The organism is Rathayibacter sp. AY1A7, assembly GCF_002930845.1.
Classification (GTDB): Bacteria; Actinomycetota; Actinomycetes; order Actinomycetales; family Microbacteriaceae; genus Rathayibacter.
In genome coordinates this window covers 1-15,967 of the sequence record NZ_PSTL01000035.1, presented here as the reverse complement: position 1 = coordinate 15,967, position 15,967 = coordinate 1, and the positions used below count along the sequence as shown (strand labels likewise).

The window sequence follows — 15,967 nt, the reverse complement described above, 5'->3', positions numbered from 1 at the left end:
CCCAGTCGTCGGGGCTGCGGTACCGCTCCCTGACTGCCGCGAGGAGCGACTCGACCGGATCCTCGATCGTGCGATCCTCTGCGGGCTGCGGAGCGCCTGTGCCCTCGGGGCGCTGCGCGTGCGGCGGTTGTCCTGCGGCGTTCATGCCTGCACCTGCTGCGTCGTGTTCAGGCGCCGTGCCTCGTCGGCCGCGGCGGCCAGCGCGATCGAGAGGGCCGCGGCCTCGTCGCCGCTGTGCTCGTCGTCGACCAGGAGCTCGACGATCCACTCGGGCTCGTCGTCGGTCCGGAGCACCTGCACCCGCCAGCGGTCGTCCTCGAGCTTGAGCGCGGTGTGCTGGTGCCACGGGCTGCCGTCCTCGTCGATGACGTGCGCGCCGCGGTAGTTCACGCACGCCGGCTCGCGGCACGGGATCAGGAGCCCGCCGAACGGCTTGGCGGAGAGCGTGACCACTCGGCGCCCGTCCGCGAGGTCGACCCACGGGAGGCGGGCGTACATGCCCGCGCGCACCTGCCGGAGCGTGAGCTGCATCTGCTGCAGGTCGCCGAGAGTCGAGCCGGCGAACATCCGGATGATGAACCGCCTCGCGGCTTCGTCCTCGACGATCCGGCCAGCGAACCGATAGCCGTCCGCCTCGTAGACGGGCCGGGCTAACAACCGCACCACGGTCGCCCACCCTTCGAAGCGGGAGGCGTAGTCGACTTCCAGCGGGTTGAGCGGGGTGCGGTCGTCGATGACGGTCGTCCCGCTTGACGAGGTGTCGGGGGCGGGCTGTACGATCACGGAGGACATAGGTTCTCTTTCTTCTTGGTAGGTCGAGCGGGAGTCTTCGGGTCGCGCAGCCGGTGATGACGGCGGTGCGGCCCTTTCCTGTTGGTGGCGGGTGTCGGGGTGGACACGGGTCCCTGACGCGGGAGAGCGGCTCACAGCGGCTTGCGTCCTGCCGGGTGTTCCTCGCGCGATCTAAGGCGCTCGAGGGTCTCCGTCAGGTCCTGCGTCAGGCGGGGCAATAACCGCAGGAGCAGCCCCGCTGTGATCGTCTTCCCGCGAGTGAGCTGCACGGCTGCGACTCGGGTAGTGGATCCCTCGATCGCGAGCGTCACGCGGACCTCGCCGAGCTTCGCGCCGGCCACGTCAGGCGGCCTCGCCGTTGAGAAACGCGATGACGTCGGCTCGCTTGTAGCGCACCGCCCGATTCCACCGCGTGATCTTCGGGCCTACGCCCTCGGAGGCCCAGCGGGCGAGAGTCTGGGGGGCGATTCCGGTGTAGGCGGCGAGCTCTGGCCGGGTCAGGTACTCGGGGAGCTCAGAGACCGGACGCCGGCGAAGCTCCGCGACCGAGTCGGGAGCGAGTGTGGCAGTGCCCATGAGGGTCAATTCCTTTCCGGTGCTTTCTGCACCGATCTTCGGTTGCTCAAGTTCTACCAGGCCGATCGGTTGGTACGCAAGCTGTTTCCGCTTGTACCTTGGGCTCATGGAAATCAGCGACTTCGGCGTCGGCGAACCGTTCTGGCAGCAGGACGACGGTCGGACAGTGCGCGACTACGAGAAGACCGAGTCGCGAATCGGCATGACCATTCGTCACCACCGCATCAGCCAACGGATGTCGCAGGACGTGCTCGCCGAACACATGCAGAGCAGGGGCTTCAATACCCACCAGACGACGATCGGCAAGATCGAGAACGGCAGTCGGTCGGTCCGAATCAGCGAACTGCTCGCGCTTGCAGACTGCCTCGGGGTGAGCTGGTCGAGCCTCGTCGCCGGGCAGCTAGATCCCGATGTCGAAATTGAGGACGAAGCGGATCTGCGGCGCCGCCTGCAGGAGGTGGCGGAGAGCCAGAGCCGTGCCGAGGAGGCGATGCTCAAGACCATGCGGATGTACGCCGACCAGTACGCGTACTTCACCGCCCGAGCTCGGTACTACTCCGATGCCTTAGCGCAGGCGTCGAAGGATGCCCCAGGCTCCGCAGTTGAAGGTGTCGAACGGATCACAGGACCACAACGGCGCGGCGGCGTCGCGCGACCGATTTACGACGATGGCGCGTCCTAGGACTCCCCCGGGAGCATGGGGCGCCCTCACCGTCACGAAGGTTGAGGACGGTCGCTGGCGTGCGCGCACGCGCTACCGCCACGAGGACGGGAGACTGCGGCAGATCGAGCGCTACTCGACGTCGGAAGCGAAGGCAGGGGCCGCACTGCGGCGCGCGCTCGGAGAGATGAAGAGCGAGACGTCCGGCTCGATGGACGCCGGCATGAAGCTGTCCGCGCTCGCGCAGCGCTTCCTCGAGGCGAAGCGCGCTGAGAACGTCGCGCAACGGACCACAGACACCTACTCCTGGGCCGTCTCGACCGTGATCGCGCCGACCAGCGGCACCGACCGGGGCGTCGGTGAGCTGACAATCCGGGAGGCCACTCCCGAGCGCCTCGACCGCTTCCTCCGCGGCATCGCTACCTCCCGCGGGAACGGCGCCGCGAAGACGACCAAGTCCGTGCTCTCAGGCATGATGAGCCTCGCTGTCCGCAACGGCGCCGCCCGCTCCAACCCGGTCCGCGACGTCGGCCGAATCGCTCGGGCGAACGAGGGTGCCGTGCAGATCCCCCTCGACGCCATGGCCGCGCTGCTCGAGCGGATCCGCGGCGACGACGAGCTCGCTGCCCTCGACCTGCGCGATCTGGTCGAGTTCCTCGCGGGGACGGGAGCGCGCATCAGCGAGGCCCTCGGCCTGCAGTGGAGCAGCGTCGACCTCGACGCAGGGACGATCGCGATCGTGTCGAACGTCGTGCGCATCAAGGGGCAGGGCATGGTCCGCCAGCCGCACACCAAGACCGACGCCGGCCGCCGCACCATCGCCGTCCCGCAGTTCGTGATCATGATGCTCCGCCGGCGGCTGCGCGAGGCGCCGGCGAATGACCAGGACGCCGTGTTCCCGTCCGTGCTGCTGAAGTTGCGAGACCCGTCGAACACGCTGAAGGACTGGCGTGCGCACCGCGACCGTCTCGGCGCCCCGGACACGACGTTCCACTCGTTCCGCAAGTACGTCGCGACGGCACTAGACGAGGCAGGGCTGTCCGCGCGGGAGATAGCCGACTACCTCGGTCACAGCCGCCCTTCGATGACTCAGGATGTCTACATGGGACGCAAGGCGACCGGCTCCAGAGCAGCTGACGCGCTCGATCGAACTATCGAGTAGACCCCGCATCTACCCCGCGGAATGCCCGGCAGGAGGGGCGATCCCGCGCCATCTCCTGCGACGAGCTAAGCCCGCCGTTGCGGGCGGTAGAGCTGTTCAGGCACCTACAGGAATGTCCATCCGACCACTCCGCGGGTCGTCGGTTCGAGCCCGACGGGGCCCACCACTCGACCGCCTGGTCGCGCTTTCCGGACAGTGCCAGGGCGCAGCCAGGTCGCCGCACTACCGTGCAGAGGTGCTGACCGTCCTCCGCGTCCTCCTGCGCCGGCCTCGGCTGTGCGAGGCGTGCCGCGTCCGGCGGGCCCGCCGCCGTGACCCGTTCTGCTCGACGGACTGCGCGAAGACGTACTACCTCTACCTCTGACGCCTCGTCCGGGCCGCGGTGCTCCGCGACGGCGTCACTCGTGGCAGAGCGACCACACCTCGTCCGGGTAGTCGCGGACCTTCTCCCCGACGAGCAGGCGCCAGCGGCCGTCCTGGTGCTCGAGCAGGCGGCCGGTGACGACCTCCGAGAGCCAGTCGGAGTCGATCCGGTACCAGCGGACGAGGCGGACGGTCGTCGCGGTGTGCGAGACGCGAGTCGTCATCGCGGGAGTCCCTTCTCGAGGAGGGAGCGGGGTGCTGGAACCAGCGGGGCGTTCGACGCGCGAACGGGGGGATGACCCGCACCGGGACGACTCCGTTGTCGACCGGTCGGGAGACTGCGGCGGGCATCCGGCGGACCGGATGCCAGGAACTCTAGACGACCGCGCGAACGGTGTCTGTCCCGTCGCCGGTCACAGCGGAGCGGCTCCGTTCAGCGGACTCAGGGCTGGACGGTGAAGCCGGCCGAGCGCGTCTGCCGGAACGCGGCCGCTTCGCGGGTGCGGGAGCGGAGCCTCCTCGCGCGGCGGTGGAGGAGCCGCTCGCTCGGGCCGAAGGCTCCGGATTCGAGGAGCTGGCGGAGGGACAGGGTCACCTGCCGGGCCAGACGGGGATCGATGCGGCCGGGGATCCGGATCGCGTCGATGAGGTCGAGGGCGTTGCGCGTGGTGCGGGAGATCGCCATGACGGAACCCTAGGGACGCCGGGGCGCGGTGTGCGCGCCCCGGACGGGGGCGCCGACGGGGACTGATGCTCAGCCCCGGGGCGCCCCGACGGGATCAGTCGTGCCCGTTGCTGCCGTCGCCACGGCCCGTGGAGGACTGCAGGCGGTCGATGTGCTCGGAGGCCTGGGCCTTGGTGAGGTCGGCGGGCAGGGTCTCGCCCGCCTCGCGCGCGAGGGTGTCGAGGTAGCTGCGCTGCGGGCCGGTCATCGGCTCGTCGCCGGTGACCCAGTCGGACGGGTCCTTGCTGGCGCTGGTGTCGCTGCCGTCGTCGGCACGGGCGCCGAGGACGTCGCCCTCGGTCTTGACATCGGGATCGGTGGTGTTGTCATCGCTCATGGTGCGACCGTACGCCCGACCACCGACGCCGACGAGGGCTTGCGGAGCGGGCCCGGGCGCCCCGCTTCACGAGCCGAGCAGCGCGTGCGCGACGGTGAAGATGACCAGCCCGGCCAGGGAGCCCACGACGGTGCCGTTGATCCGGATGAACTGGAGGTCCTTCCCGACCTGCAGCTCGAGCTTCTCGGACGTCTCGCGCGGGTCCCAGCGGTGGATGGTGTCGCCGATGATGCTGGCGATGTCGGTGCGGTAGCGGTCGACCAGGTTGGCCGAGACCGATCCGATCCAGGAGTCGACGGTCGCCGCGAGGCCGGCGTCGGTCGAGAGCCGGCGGCCCAGATCGACCACGATCGACTCGATGCTGCCGCGGAGGGGGCTCGACGGGTCGTCCATCGCGCCGAGGAGGGAGGCCTTCGTCGCCTCCCAGGCGTCCCCGGCGAGCTCGCGGACGCGCGGGCTGTCGAAGGCGCGGTTCTTGATCTCCTCGACCCGGGCGATCAGGTCGGGGTCGGTGCCCAGATCCTGCGCCAGCGTGGCGAGGTAGCCGTCGATCGCGATCCGGAACGGGTGCACCTGGTCCTCGCGCACCGCGGCGACGAAGACGAGCGCCTCGCGGTACAGCCGCTCGTCCACCGCTCGGCTGACCGCGGAGGGCAGCCAGCTCGGCAGGCGGCCGCTGACCATGCGGGTGAAGCTCTGCGGGTTCGCGGTCAGCCACGCCTCCGCCTGCTCCACCAGCGTGTCCACGAGGCGCCGGTGGTGGCCCGCCTCGACCACGCTGCCCACCAGCGAGCCCAGCGGCGGGCCCCACTGCGGGTCGAGGAGGTGGCGCCGCGCCAGCGCCTCGATCACGCGCTGCACGTCGGAGTCGTCCAGCAGGGCGATCGCCGAGCGGACGGCCGCGGCACTCTCGCCGCCGACCCGGTGCGCGTTCTCCGGCTCGGCGAGCCACAGCCCCGCCCGCCGGGCGATCCCGAAGGAGTCGAGCTTCTCGCGCACGATGGCGCCGCGGAGGAAGTTCTCCTCGACGAACTGCGCGAGGCTCGCGCCGATCTCGTCCTTCTTGGTCGGGATGATCGCGGTGTGCGGGATCGGCAGGCCCAGCGGCCGACGGAACAGCGCTGTCACGGCGAACCAGTCGGCGAGCGCGCCGACCATCCCGCCCTCGCTCGCGGCCCGGACCCACTGCAGCCACGGGTAGCGCTCCTGCAGGGCGAACGACACGGCGAAGACGACGGCCATCACCACGAGCAGGCCCGTGGCGAGCCGCTTCATCCGGACGAGGGCGACGCGCTTGGCCTCGTCGTCGCGCCCGACGGCCGCGAGGGTGGTCATGACGCGGTGGGGAACCCCTCGTGGCGGATGCCCCACGCGACGGTCCACTCCTCGCCCGGGTCGAGCCAGCGCAGGCCCTGCCCGCTGTTGAACGCCTCGGCGGGAGCGGTCATCGGCTCCACGGCGATCGCGGTCTTCACGTCGTCGCCGTCGGGGAAGATCCGGGTGATGAAGACCTGGATGAAGTTGTGCGAGGCGTCGGCCCAGAGGAGCACGCGGCGGCCGTCCGCGGCGCGGAGGCCGTGCACGCTCTCGCCGTCGACCATCCGGACGTCGGCCCAGGCGTCGTCGAGCTCGAGGTCGCCGATGCGGCGGCCGGAGCGGAGGTCCCACTCGGTGCCCTCGACCGGGTTCTGCACGGTGGGGTTGAGGCGCTCGTCGACCTCGATGTGCACCGCCGCGTCGACGGTGATCTCGAGCTCGTCGGTCGGGACGTCGCCGATGGCGAGGAAGGGGTGCGTGCCGATGGCGACGGGTGCCTCGTCGGCGCCGACGTTGACGACGCGGTGGACGACCTTCAGTCCGTCGGCCTGCAGCTCGTAGCGGACCGAGGTCTCGAGGTGGAACGGGTAGCCCGCCTGCGGCACGACCGGCGCGGCCAGCTCGACGAAGGACGGGCCCTGGTCGACGAGGCGGTACGGGGTGCTCACCAGCAGGCCGTGGATGGCGTTGTGGTACTTCGGCTCGGTGATCGCGAGCTGGAGCGTCTCGCCGCGGTGGTGCCAGCGCCCGTCCTTCACGCGGTTGGGCCAGGGCATCAGGACGATGCCCGAGCCGAACGGCGGAACGGTGCTCTCCGGGTAGGAGGCGGTGATCTCCACTCCGTCGACCGAGAGGTGGCGCAATGCTGCGGCCACCTCCGTCACGACGGCGTGCAGGGTGCGTCCCTCGGCGGTGAGGTCGAGCGAGAACTGGCGCCCGGTGGCGGGGGCGGGGGTGAAGTCGGCCATTCCTCGATCCTACGGACTGACGCGCTCGCCGAGCGCCCGGCAGCGGGTGACCGCGAGCCCCGCCTCCTCCAGAGCGGCGACGAGTCCGTCGGCGGCGCCCGCCCCCGTGAGCAGACGGTCGAACTCGTCGGGAGCGGCGACCCGGCCGAGGTCGACCACTCCGAGCTTCGAGGAGTCCGCGACCACGACCCGGCGGGTCGCCGCCTGCAGCATCCGGCGCTTCAGGGTCGCCTCCGGGAGGTTGACGTTGGTGACGCCGGCCTCGGGGTGCACGCCGGTGCAGCCGATGAAGGCGATGTCGGCGCGGATCCGCTCGAGCAGCTCGGACGCGAGCGGCTCGACCAGCGAGTGCTGCAGCGGCCGCAGAGTGCCCCCGGTGACGACGACCGTGAAGCGCGGGATGGCCGGCTCGAGCGCCAGCGCCGTGGAGAGGCCGTTCGTGATCACCGTGACGTCGCGCAGCTCCTCCCGCGCCACGAGCGCGTGCGCGATGGCGAGCGGGGTGGTGCCCACGTCGAGCACGATGCTCTGCCCGGAGGAGACGGAGGCGGCGGCCTCCTCGCCGATCGCGGCCTTCTCGTCGGAGGCGGCGCTCAGGCCCTCCTCGAGCGAGCGCTCACCGGTGGGCCTCGGCGCCGGGATCGCCCCTCCGCGCACCCGCTGGAGGACGCCCTCGCTCGCGAGCAGGGCGAGATCGGAGCGGACCGTGACGACCGAGACCCCGAGCATGTCGGCCATCGGGGCGACCCCGACGAAGCCCGAGCTCTCGGCGGCCAGACGCAGCCGCAGCCGGCGCTCGATCGCCGACGTGGACTCCTGCTCGCCGTCCGTCCTCATCCGCCCATCGTGCCCGCGGGCCGGTGGACTTGTCAAAGGGAAAACGAGCTTTCCTTTTCGAAGATGCGGCCCTAGTCTGACTCCTGCCATGAACGAAGCGATCACACTCTCCGCCGGCGTCGTCAAGCGCCCGCACACGCTGGCCGACGGCCGCGAGCTCTTCTACTTCGACGACGCCGACACGACCCTCCCCCCGGAGCGCGCCGCCGACGCACGCCACCTCGACCCCCGCCCTGCCACCGCGCGGATGCGCCAGGACGTGCTGACCGGCGAGTGGGTCTCCATCGCCGCGTCGCGCCAGAACCGCGTGTTCCTGCCGCCGGCCGAGCTCGATCCGCTCGCCCCGGCGTCGCCGACGAACCCGTCGGAGGTGCCCAGCCGCTACGACGTCGCCGTCTTCGAGAACCGCTCCCCCTCCTTCGGCCCGCTCCTCGAGGACACGGACGCGCCCGCCTCCCTGGAGGACCTGCGCACTCTCGGGCTCGGCCGGACGCTGACCAGCGTCGGCCGCTGCGAGGTCGTCTGCTTCAGCCCCGAGCACGAGGGCTCGTTCGCCACGCTCAGCGCCTCCCGCGCCCGGACCGTGGTCGAGGCCTGGGCCGACCGCGTGGGCGCCCTCTCGGCCCTTCCCGGCGTGCAGCAGGTCTTCCCGTTCGAGAACCGCGGCGAGGCGATCGGCGTCACGCTGCACCACCCCCACGGGCAGATCTACTCCTACCCCTACGTCACGCCGCGCACGACCCGCCTGCTCGCCTCGCTCGACAGCTACGGGCCGTCGATGTTCGCCGACGTCCTCGCCTTCGAGCAGGCCGGCGAGCGCGTCCTCCTCCGCGGCGAGCACTTCACCGCGTTCGTGCCGTTCGCCGCGCGCTGGCCCGTCGAGGTGCACCTCCTGCCGCACCGCCACGTCCCGGACCTGGCGGCGACGACCCCGGAGGAGCGCGATGAGCTGGCTGTGATGTACCAGCGCCTGCTCCGCGGCATCGACGCCCTCTACGACACCCCGACGCCCTACATCGCCGCCTGGCACCAGGCCCCGGTGCACGAGCGCCGCGACGAGGTGCGCCTGATGCTCCAGATCACCTCGCCACGCCGCGCCGAGACGAAGCTCAAGTACCTCGCGGGGAGCGAGGCCGCGATGGGCGCCTGGATCGGCGACATCGCCCCCGAGACGAGCGCCGCGGCCCTGCGCGCGGCGATCGAGCGGGCCGACGCGGCCGTGCTCGAGGCCGGGATCGCACAGCGCCCCGACGCGGCCCTGCCGGTCGCCGCGCACAGCGACGACTCGCTTCCCGGCGGCGCCGCCACTCCCGCCACCACCGCCGCCGACATCGCCGAGGAGAACCGATGACCGCCGCTCCCGCCTCCCTGACCGCCGTCGCCGAGAGCGCGGCCGCCGCCTTCGAGCGCACCTTCGGCCGCCCCGCCGCGGGCGTCTGGGCCGGCCCCGGCCGCGTGAACCTGATCGGCGAGCACACCGACTACAACGACGGCTTCGTCTTCCCCTTCGCGATCGACCGCGCCACGGCGATGGCCGTCGCTCCGAGGGAGGACCGCCTGATCCGGATCAGCAGCGCCTTCTCCCCCACGGTGGTCGAGGTCGCTCTCGACGAGCTCGGCCCCGGCGCCGTGACCGGCTGGTCGGCCTACCCGCTCGGCGTGGTCTGGGCGCTCACCGAGTACGGCGTCGACCTGGGCTCCCGCTCGGGCTTCGACGCGTACGTCGACTCCGACGTGCCGGTCGGCGCGGGGCTCTCGAGCTCGGCGGCGCTGATGTGCGCGATGGCCGTCGCCCTCGACGAGCTCTGGCACCTCCGTTTCGACCGCGCGACGATGGCCCGCGTCGGTCGTCGCGCCGAGAACGTCGCGGTCGGCGCCCCCACCGGCATCATGGACGAGTCCGCCTCCCTCTTCGGGAAGCGCGACGCCGCAGTGTTCCTGGACTGCCGCAGCCTCGACACCGAGGTCGTCCCCCTCGGCTTCGAGGAGGCCGGGCTCGTCCTGCTCGTCGTCGACACCCGCGTCGAGCACGCGCACGCCACCGGCGGCTACGCCGAGCGGCGCGCCTCCTGCGAGCTCGGCGCCGCGACCCTCGGCGTGCCGTCGCTCCGCGAGCTGACGGTCGACGACCTGCCGCGCGCCCAGGAGCTCCTCGACGACGTCACCTACCGGCGCGTGAAGCACGTCGTGACGGAGGACGCCCGCGTGCTCGAGACCGTCCGCACCCTGCGTGAGCACGGTCCCCGGGCGATCGGCGATCTGCTCGACGCCGGCCACGTCTCACTCCGCGACGACTTCGAGATCTCGGTGCCCGAGCTCGACACCGCCGTCGAGGCGGCGCGCGGCGCCGGAGCGATCGGCGCCCGGATGACCGGCGGCGGCTTCGGCGGCTCCGCGATCGCCCTCACCCCGGCGGAGAAGGAGGAGGAGGTCCGCGCCGCGGTCCTCGCCGCCTTCGCCGAGAAGGGCTTCACGACTCCGGAGCTCTTCCTGGTCACGGCCGCCGACGGCGCGGGCCGCGTGCTCTGACCTCTGCTCCCGTCGACGCCCCCTGCGACCTCGCGTCGCAGGGGGCGTTCCTCGTCCAGCCGCTACGGCGCCGGATCCGGCGGAACGACGGCGCGCGCTTCTCCCCCGGTGACCCGGACCAGCTCGGCGAAGCTCGTCGGGTAGACGGTGTGCGCGTGCCCGGCCGCAGCCCAGACCACGTCGGAGGCGGCGAGGGCCGTGTCGACCACGGTGCGCAGCGGCGCGGGATGACCGACCGGCGCGATCCCGCCGATCGTCTGGCCCGTCGCGGACTTCACGTCGGCGGCCGGCGCCCGGGTGACCGATCCGCCGAGCTGCACGCCCAGCCACGCGGTGTCGACGCGGTGGCCGCCGCTGGTCAGGACCAGCAGCGGCGCACCGTCGAGCAGGAACACGAGCGAGTTCGCGATCTGACCGACGTCGACGCCCAGCGCCTCTGCCGCCAGCGCGGCCGTCGACGCGGCCGAGTCGAGCCAGTGCACGGTCGGATGCACACCGTGCCGGTCGAGGTCGGCGAGGACGCGGTCGACGGCCGGGTGGCTCCGTTCGCTCATGCCGCCGAGGCTAGCGCCCCGGCCGCGCTCACTTCTCGAACGTGGAGGCGTCGATCACGAAGCGGTAGCGGACGTCCGAGGCGAGGACGCGCTCGTAGGCCTCGTTGATCTGCGAGGCCGAGACGACCTCGACCTCGCTCGCGATGCCCTTCTCGGCGCAGAAGTCGAGCATCTCCTGGGTCTCGCGGATGCCGCCGATGCCCGAGCCCGCGAAGGAGCGACGGGCGCCGAAGAGCGTGAAGACGTGCAGCGGCAGCGCCTCGGCCGGAGCGCCCACGTTCACCATCGTGCCGTTGCGGCGCAGGAGCCCCAGGTAGGCGTCGAGGTCGAGGGGCGCGCTGACCGTGTTGACGATCAGGTCGAAGGTGTTCGCGAGATCGGTGAAGGTCGCCTCGTCGCGCGTCGCGTAGTAGTGGTCGGCGCCCAGACGGAGGCCGTCCTCCTTCTTGCCGAGGGTCTGCGAGAGCACGGTGACCTCGGCGCCCATCGCGTGCGCGAACTTGACGGCCATGTGGCCGAGCCCGCCGAGGCCGACGACGGCCACGCGCTTGCCGGGGCCCGCCTCCCAGTGCGAGAGCGGCGAGTAGGTCGTGATGCCCGCGCATAGCAGCGGGGCGGCTGCCTCGTAGGGGATCGACTCCGGGACGCGGAGCACGAAGTCCTCGACGACGACGACGTGCGTGGAGTAGCCACCCTGGGTGATGGTGCCGTCGCGGTCGACGGAGGCGTAGGTGCCGGTGTTGCCCTTCAGGCAGTACTGCTCCTCGCCCGCGAGGCAGTTCTCGCACTCGCGGCAGGAGTTCACCATGCAGCCGACGCCGACGCGGTCGCCGACGGAGTGCTTGCTGACCTCGGAGCCGACCTCGGCGACGACGCCGACGATCTCGTGGCCGACGGTCAGCGGGTACGCCACCGGTCCCCAGTCGCCGCGGACGGTGTGGATGTCGGAGTGGCAGATGCCGGAGTAGGCGATCTCGATGAGCACGTCGTGCGGTCCGACGTCGCGGCGCTCGATGGTGGTGGGGACGAGCGGCTCGGTCGCGGAGGGGGCGGCGTAGGCGGTGACGGTGAGCATGGGTTCTCCTCGTGGGGCGGGGCGCGCTCCGAGGACGTGTCCGACGGGGTGGGGGACGCGAGAGCGCCGGGCCACGCTACCGGCAGGCGACTGGACGTCGCCCCCGAGCGCGGTCCGGCGCGGGTCCCGTGGCGCGGGACCGGTCAGCGCAGGGCGCGCTCGGCCGCCGTCACCACGTTGTGGATGAGCATCGCGCGCGTCATCGGGCCGACGCCGCCGGGCACGGGCGAGAGCCAGCCCGCGACCTCCGCCACCTCCGGTGCGACGTCGCCGGTCAGCTTCGCGCGGCCCGTCTCCGGGTTCTCGACCCGCGTGATGCCCACGTCGAGCACGGCGGCGCCGGGCTTCACCCAGTCGGCGCGGATGAGCCCGGGCACGCCCACGGCGGCCACCACGATGTCGGCGCGGCGCACCTCCGCGGCGAGATCGGCCGTGCGGGAGTGGGTGAGGGTCACGGTGGCGTCGAGGCCCTTCCGCGTGAGCAGGAGCCCGAGCGGACGGCCGACGGTGAGCCCGCGGCCCACGACGACGACGTGCCTGCCCGAGGTCGGGATGCCGTGGCGCTGCAGCATCTCGACGATCCCGTTCGGCGTGCAGGGCAGCGGGCTGTCCAGCTCGCCCTCGACGCCGAGAACCAGGCGGCCGAGGTTGGTGGGGTGCAGGCCGTCCGCGTCCTTGTCAGGATCCATGAGCTCGAGCATCGCGTTCTCGTCGATGCCCTTCGGCAGCGGGAGCTGGATGATGTACCCGGTCACGGCCTCCGAGTCGTTGAGCTGCCGGATGGCGGCGCGGATGTCGTCCGCCGACGCGGTCGCGGGGAGGTCCATGCGGATCGACTCGATCCCGACCTCCGCGCAGTCGCGGTGCTTACCCGCGACGTACGAGCGGGAGGCGGGATCGTCCCCCACCAGCAGCGTTCCGAGCCCGGGCACGACGCCCCGCTCGCGCAGAGCGGCGACCCGCTCCGCGATCTCCGTCTTGACCGCCGTCGCCGTCGCGACGCCGTCGAGTACCTGTGCCGTCATCTCGGGCTCCTCGGTCGTGGCGCGGCGGAGGGGGGGCGGTGCCCCGGCCTCCGCCGCGCGGGTGGTGCAGCGGATCGACTACAGCCCGGGGTAGAGCGGGAAGTCGTCGGTGAGGCGGGCGACACGGCCGCGCAGCGCCTCGAGGTCGGCCGAGGGCTTGAGCGCCTCGGCGATGACGTCGGCGACCTCGGTGAACTCCGTGTCACCGAAGCCGCGGGTCGCGAGCGCCGGCGTGCCGATGCGCAGGCCCGAGGTGACCATCGGCGGGCGGGGGTCGAACGGCACGGCGTTGCGGTTGACCGTGATGCCGACCTCGTGGAGGCGGTCCTCGGCCTGCTTGCCGTCCAACGGCGAGTCGCGCAGGTCGGCGAGGACGAGGTGGACGTCCGTGCCGCCGGTCAGGACGTCGATGCCCTCGGCCTTCGAGTCGGCCGCCGTGAGGCGCTCGGCGAGGATCTGCGCGCCGCGGATGGTGCGTGCCTGGCGGTCGGCGAACTCGGGCTCGCCGGCGAGCTTGAACGCGGTCGCCTTCGCGGCGATCACGTGCATGAGCGGGCCGCCCTGCTGGCCGGGGAAGACGGCCGAGTTCAGCTTCTTGGCGTACTCCTGCTTCGCGAGGATGAGCCCCGAGCGCGGGCCGGCCAGCGTCTTGTGGACGGTGGTCGTCACGACGTCGGCGTAGGGCACCGGCGACGGGTGCAGCCCCGCCGCCACGAGGCCTGCGAAGTGGGCCATGTCGACCCAGAGCTTCGCGCCGACCTCGCCGGCGATGGCGTGGAAAGCCTCGAAGTCGAGCTGACGGGGGTAGGCGGACCAGCCGGCGATGAGCACCTGCGGACGGACCTCGAGGGCCTTCTCGCGGACCGCGTCCATGTCGATGCGGAAGGTCTGCGGGTCGACGCCGTACGCGGTCGCGTTGTAGAGCTTGCCCGAGAAGTTCAGCTTCATGCCGTGGGTCAGGTGGCCGCCGTGCGCGAGCTCGAGGCCGAGGATGGTGTCTCCGGGCTGCACGAGCGCGGCGAGCGCCGCGGCGTTGGCGGAGGCTCCGGAGTGCGGCTGGACGTTGGCGAACTCGGCGCCGAAGAGGGCCTTGGCGCGGTCGATCGCGAGCTGCTCGGCGATGTCGACGTACTCGCAGCCGCCGTAGTAACGGCGTCCGGGGTAGCCCTCGGCGTACTTGTTGGTCAGGACGGAGCCCTGCGACTCGAGGATCGCGCGCGGCACGAAGTTCTCGCTCGCGATCATCTCGAGGTAGCCGCGCTGGCGGTCGAGCTCCTGCTGGAGCACGGCGGCGATCTCGGGGTCGACCACCGACACGGGCTGGTCGAACGAGGCGGCGACGCCGGGGCTGGCGGGGGAAGAGGACACGGACGCTCCTTGGCTGGGAAACGGAAGGGGCCCGGCAGGTCGCTGCGGCGCGACACGGCTCGTTCGGGCGACCCGATCTACGGTATCCGTTCCAGCCCAGGCGTGCGGCGGGAAAAGTGTCCGGGGCGCTGCCCCGGAGGAGGTGCCGCTCCCTGATGGTCACCCATCCGAACGCCAGTCGCGGCGGGCTCACTCTAGCAAGCGGGCCGGGTGGCGCGGGAGTCGCGCCAGTCGGGGGCGGGCACGCGCGATCGTGCGACGATCCCTCGGGCGGTCCCGGCGCGGGACCGGGAGGGAGGGCGTCGCCGTGGGTCCTCGACGCCGCTCCGAGCGCATCGGCGGCCGCAGCGACGAGGAGCTCGTCGCGCTGGTCCGGGAGGGCCGCACCGACGCGGTCTCCGAGCTCTGGCGCCGCCACTCCTCGGCCGGGCGCACCGTGGCCCGGGCGTGGGCGAGCAGCTCCGACCCCGACGACCTGGTCTCGGAGGCGTTCCTCCGCGTCCTGCGGGCGATCGAGCGCGGCGGCGGACCCGAGGGCGCCTTCCGCCCCTACTTCTTCACCGCCGTCCGCAACGTCGCGGGATCCTGGGCCCGGCGGGACCGGCACGAGCGGCCGTTCGACGAGGCCGACCGCGCCCTCCCCTCTGCCGGCCCCGATCCCGAGGCGCACGCCCTCGCCGCCCTCGAGCGCGACCTGGGCGCGCGCGCGTTCCGGGCGCTGCCGCCGCGCTGGCAGGAGGTGCTCTGGTACACGGAGGTGGAGGGCCTGTCCCCCGCCGCCGCCGCACCGCTGATGGGCCTGCGGCCCAACGCGGTCGCAGCGCTCGGGGTGCGGGCGCGGGAGGGGCTGCGCTCCGCGTGGATCCGGGAGCACGTGGCGGACGCCTCGGCGACGGGCGAGTGCGAGTGGGTGCTCGAGCGGGCGGGGACGTACGCGCGAGGACGAGCCCCCGTCCGGGACAGGCACCGCATCGACCGGCACCTGGACGGGTGCCTCTCCTGCCGGGAGGCGCTGGCGGAGGCCGAGAGCACTGCGCGCCGCCTCGCGTCGGTGCTGCTGCCGCTCTCGGCCGGCGTGAGCGGTGCGGCCGCCTGGGCGGCGGGCGGGGGCTCCGGCGCGGCCTCCGCTCCGCTGCCGAGCGCGGTCCGGGCGTCGAGCGCGGTTCGAGCGTCGAGCGCGGTCCGAGCGTCGAGAGCGGGCAGTGGAACAGGAGTGGTCGTCGCCGCATCCGCTGCGGCGGCACTCGCGGTCGCGGGAGTCGTCGGGGCGGCGGTGCTGCTATCCGGGAACGGGGGCAGCGCGCTCGTGGCGGCGGAGGACGCCTCCGCGCGGGTGGACGAGCGCGCAACGGCCGAGGCGGTTGCGCCGGCGTCGAGCGGAGGAGCGACGGCGAGCGCCGACCGACCGGAGACGGACCCGGAGGCCGCGGACCGGACGAGTGCAGCGGACGGCGATCCGGCGGGGCGGTCCAGCGGTTCCGGCGCCGCTCCGAGGAGCACGGTGCCGGCCGTGGCCGAGCGGGCTGCGTCGGACGATGCCGGAGCGACGCGCGCGACCCCCGGGAGGACGGGACGCCCGCCGCAACAAAAGCCGTCCCACGATCCCGTCGGCGCACCGGCGTCGAGAGGGATCGAGGCGACCGCCTCCCCGACTCCTGCCGCCGAGCCCGCCCCATCCC

At 72.5% G+C, this 15,967-nt stretch carries 19 protein-coding genes; 6 read left to right on the top strand and 13 right to left on the bottom strand.

Annotation, left to right across the window (positions count from 1 at the left end; all coding sequences use genetic code 11):
* Positions 1-141: 141 nt before the first annotated feature.
* The 3 genes from C5B95_RS16500 to C5B95_RS16490 form a co-directional block, all read right to left on the bottom strand.
* The gene (locus C5B95_RS16500) at positions 142-792 is read right to left on the bottom strand and encodes a hypothetical protein (RefSeq protein WP_104349652.1); all 651 of its coding nucleotides are present in this window, start codon (positions 790-792) and stop codon (positions 142-144) included.
* Positions 793-923: 131 nt separating this feature from the next.
* Complete coding sequence (locus C5B95_RS16495; protein WP_104272644.1) at positions 924-1,133, bottom strand: hypothetical protein; 210 nt, start codon at positions 1,131-1,133, stop codon at positions 924-926.
* A 1-nt stretch (position 1,134) separates the two neighbouring features.
* Positions 1,135-1,476 (bottom strand): AlpA family transcriptional regulator, encoded by a 342-nt coding sequence (locus tag C5B95_RS16490; RefSeq protein ID WP_104349653.1) that lies wholly within the window; start codon positions 1,474-1,476, stop codon positions 1,135-1,137.
* On the opposite strand from C5B95_RS16490, the gene C5B95_RS16485 reads away from it, so the two are divergent.
* The 3 genes from C5B95_RS16485 to C5B95_RS17985 all read left to right on the top strand — a co-directional run bounded on the left by C5B95_RS16485 (position 1,475) and on the right by C5B95_RS17985 (position 3,555).
* A complete protein-coding gene (locus C5B95_RS16485; RefSeq protein ID WP_181068116.1) occupies positions 1,475-2,050 on the top strand; it encodes a helix-turn-helix domain-containing protein in 576 nt (191 codons plus the stop codon). The genes C5B95_RS16490 and C5B95_RS16485 overlap by 2 nt on opposite strands.
* 166 nt (positions 2,051-2,216) lie before the next feature.
* Positions 2,217-3,191 carry a tyrosine recombinase XerC gene (gene xerC, locus C5B95_RS16480; RefSeq protein ID WP_181068115.1) on the top strand — a complete coding sequence of 325 codons (975 nt, stop codon included), beginning with the start codon at positions 2,217-2,219 and terminating at the stop codon, positions 3,189-3,191.
* Positions 3,192-3,426: 235 nt separating this feature from the next.
* Positions 3,427-3,555, top strand: a complete 129-nt coding sequence (locus C5B95_RS17985) for a hypothetical protein (RefSeq protein ID WP_258060061.1) — start codon at positions 3,427-3,429, stop codon at positions 3,553-3,555.
* Between the two features lie 34 nt (positions 3,556-3,589).
* Here the strand turns inward: C5B95_RS17985 and C5B95_RS16475 are convergent, their stop codons facing one another.
* The 6 genes from C5B95_RS16475 to C5B95_RS16450 all read right to left on the bottom strand — a co-directional run bounded on the left by C5B95_RS16475 (position 3,590) and on the right by C5B95_RS16450 (position 7,737).
* Entirely contained in the window at positions 3,590-3,778 is a 189-nt protein-coding gene (locus C5B95_RS16475) for a hypothetical protein (protein WP_104224712.1), read from the bottom strand.
* 218 nt (positions 3,779-3,996) lie between these two features.
* A complete protein-coding gene (locus C5B95_RS16470; RefSeq protein ID WP_104349649.1) occupies positions 3,997-4,239 on the bottom strand; it encodes a hypothetical protein in 243 nt (80 codons plus the stop codon).
* Positions 4,240-4,333: 94 nt separating this feature from the next.
* Positions 4,334-4,615: a DUF3072 domain-containing protein gene (locus C5B95_RS16465; protein WP_104224714.1), complete on the bottom strand. Its 282-nt coding sequence runs from the start codon at positions 4,613-4,615 to the stop codon at positions 4,334-4,336.
* Positions 4,616-4,681: 66 nt separating this feature from the next.
* Entirely contained in the window at positions 4,682-5,950 is a 1,269-nt protein-coding gene (locus C5B95_RS16460) for a DUF445 domain-containing protein (protein WP_104256415.1), read from the bottom strand.
* On the bottom strand, positions 5,947-6,900 hold the full coding sequence (locus C5B95_RS16455) for an aldose 1-epimerase family protein (RefSeq protein WP_104247697.1): 954 nt from the start codon (positions 6,898-6,900) through the stop codon (positions 5,947-5,949). The genes C5B95_RS16460 and C5B95_RS16455 overlap by 4 nt, the downstream gene beginning before the upstream one ends.
* A 9-nt stretch (positions 6,901-6,909) precedes the next feature.
* On the bottom strand, positions 6,910-7,737 hold the full coding sequence (locus C5B95_RS16450; RefSeq protein WP_104288068.1) for a DeoR/GlpR family DNA-binding transcription regulator: 828 nt from the start codon (positions 7,735-7,737) through the stop codon (positions 6,910-6,912).
* An 88-nt stretch (positions 7,738-7,825) separates the two neighbouring features.
* Here C5B95_RS16450 and galT point away from each other — a divergent pair, with 88 nt between their 5' ends.
* Together galT and galK are read left to right on the top strand one after the other, a co-directional pair.
* A complete protein-coding gene (gene galT / locus C5B95_RS16445; RefSeq protein WP_181068114.1) occupies positions 7,826-9,088 on the top strand; it encodes a galactose-1-phosphate uridylyltransferase in 1,263 nt (420 codons plus the stop codon).
* Positions 9,085-10,266: a galactokinase gene (gene galK / locus C5B95_RS16440; protein WP_104349648.1), complete on the top strand. Its 1,182-nt coding sequence runs from the start codon at positions 9,085-9,087 to the stop codon at positions 10,264-10,266. The genes galT and galK overlap by 4 nt, the downstream gene beginning before the upstream one ends.
* A 62-nt stretch (positions 10,267-10,328) precedes the next feature.
* On the opposite strand, the gene C5B95_RS16435 is transcribed toward galK, so the two are convergent.
* The 4 genes from C5B95_RS16435 to glyA form a co-directional block, all read right to left on the bottom strand.
* Entirely contained in the window at positions 10,329-10,820 is a 492-nt protein-coding gene (locus C5B95_RS16435; RefSeq protein ID WP_104273397.1) for a YbaK/EbsC family protein, read from the bottom strand.
* Between the two features lie 28 nt (positions 10,821-10,848).
* The gene (locus C5B95_RS16430) at positions 10,849-11,895 is read right to left on the bottom strand and encodes an NAD(P)-dependent alcohol dehydrogenase (protein ID WP_104349647.1); all 1,047 of its coding nucleotides are present in this window, start codon (positions 11,893-11,895) and stop codon (positions 10,849-10,851) included.
* 143 nt (positions 11,896-12,038) lie between these two features.
* Entirely contained in the window at positions 12,039-12,920 is an 882-nt protein-coding gene (locus tag C5B95_RS16425; RefSeq protein ID WP_104349646.1) for a bifunctional methylenetetrahydrofolate dehydrogenase/methenyltetrahydrofolate cyclohydrolase, read from the bottom strand.
* 78 nt (positions 12,921-12,998) lie between these two features.
* On the bottom strand, positions 12,999-14,288 hold the full coding sequence (glyA, locus tag C5B95_RS16420) for a serine hydroxymethyltransferase (protein WP_104349645.1): 1,290 nt from the start codon (positions 14,286-14,288) through the stop codon (positions 12,999-13,001).
* 307 nt (positions 14,289-14,595) lie between these two features.
* Between glyA and C5B95_RS16415 the strand changes: the two genes are divergently transcribed.
* Positions 14,596-15,967 (top strand): sigma-70 family RNA polymerase sigma factor (locus C5B95_RS16415; RefSeq protein WP_104349644.1); only part of this gene is annotated, 1,372 nt, incomplete at its 3' end.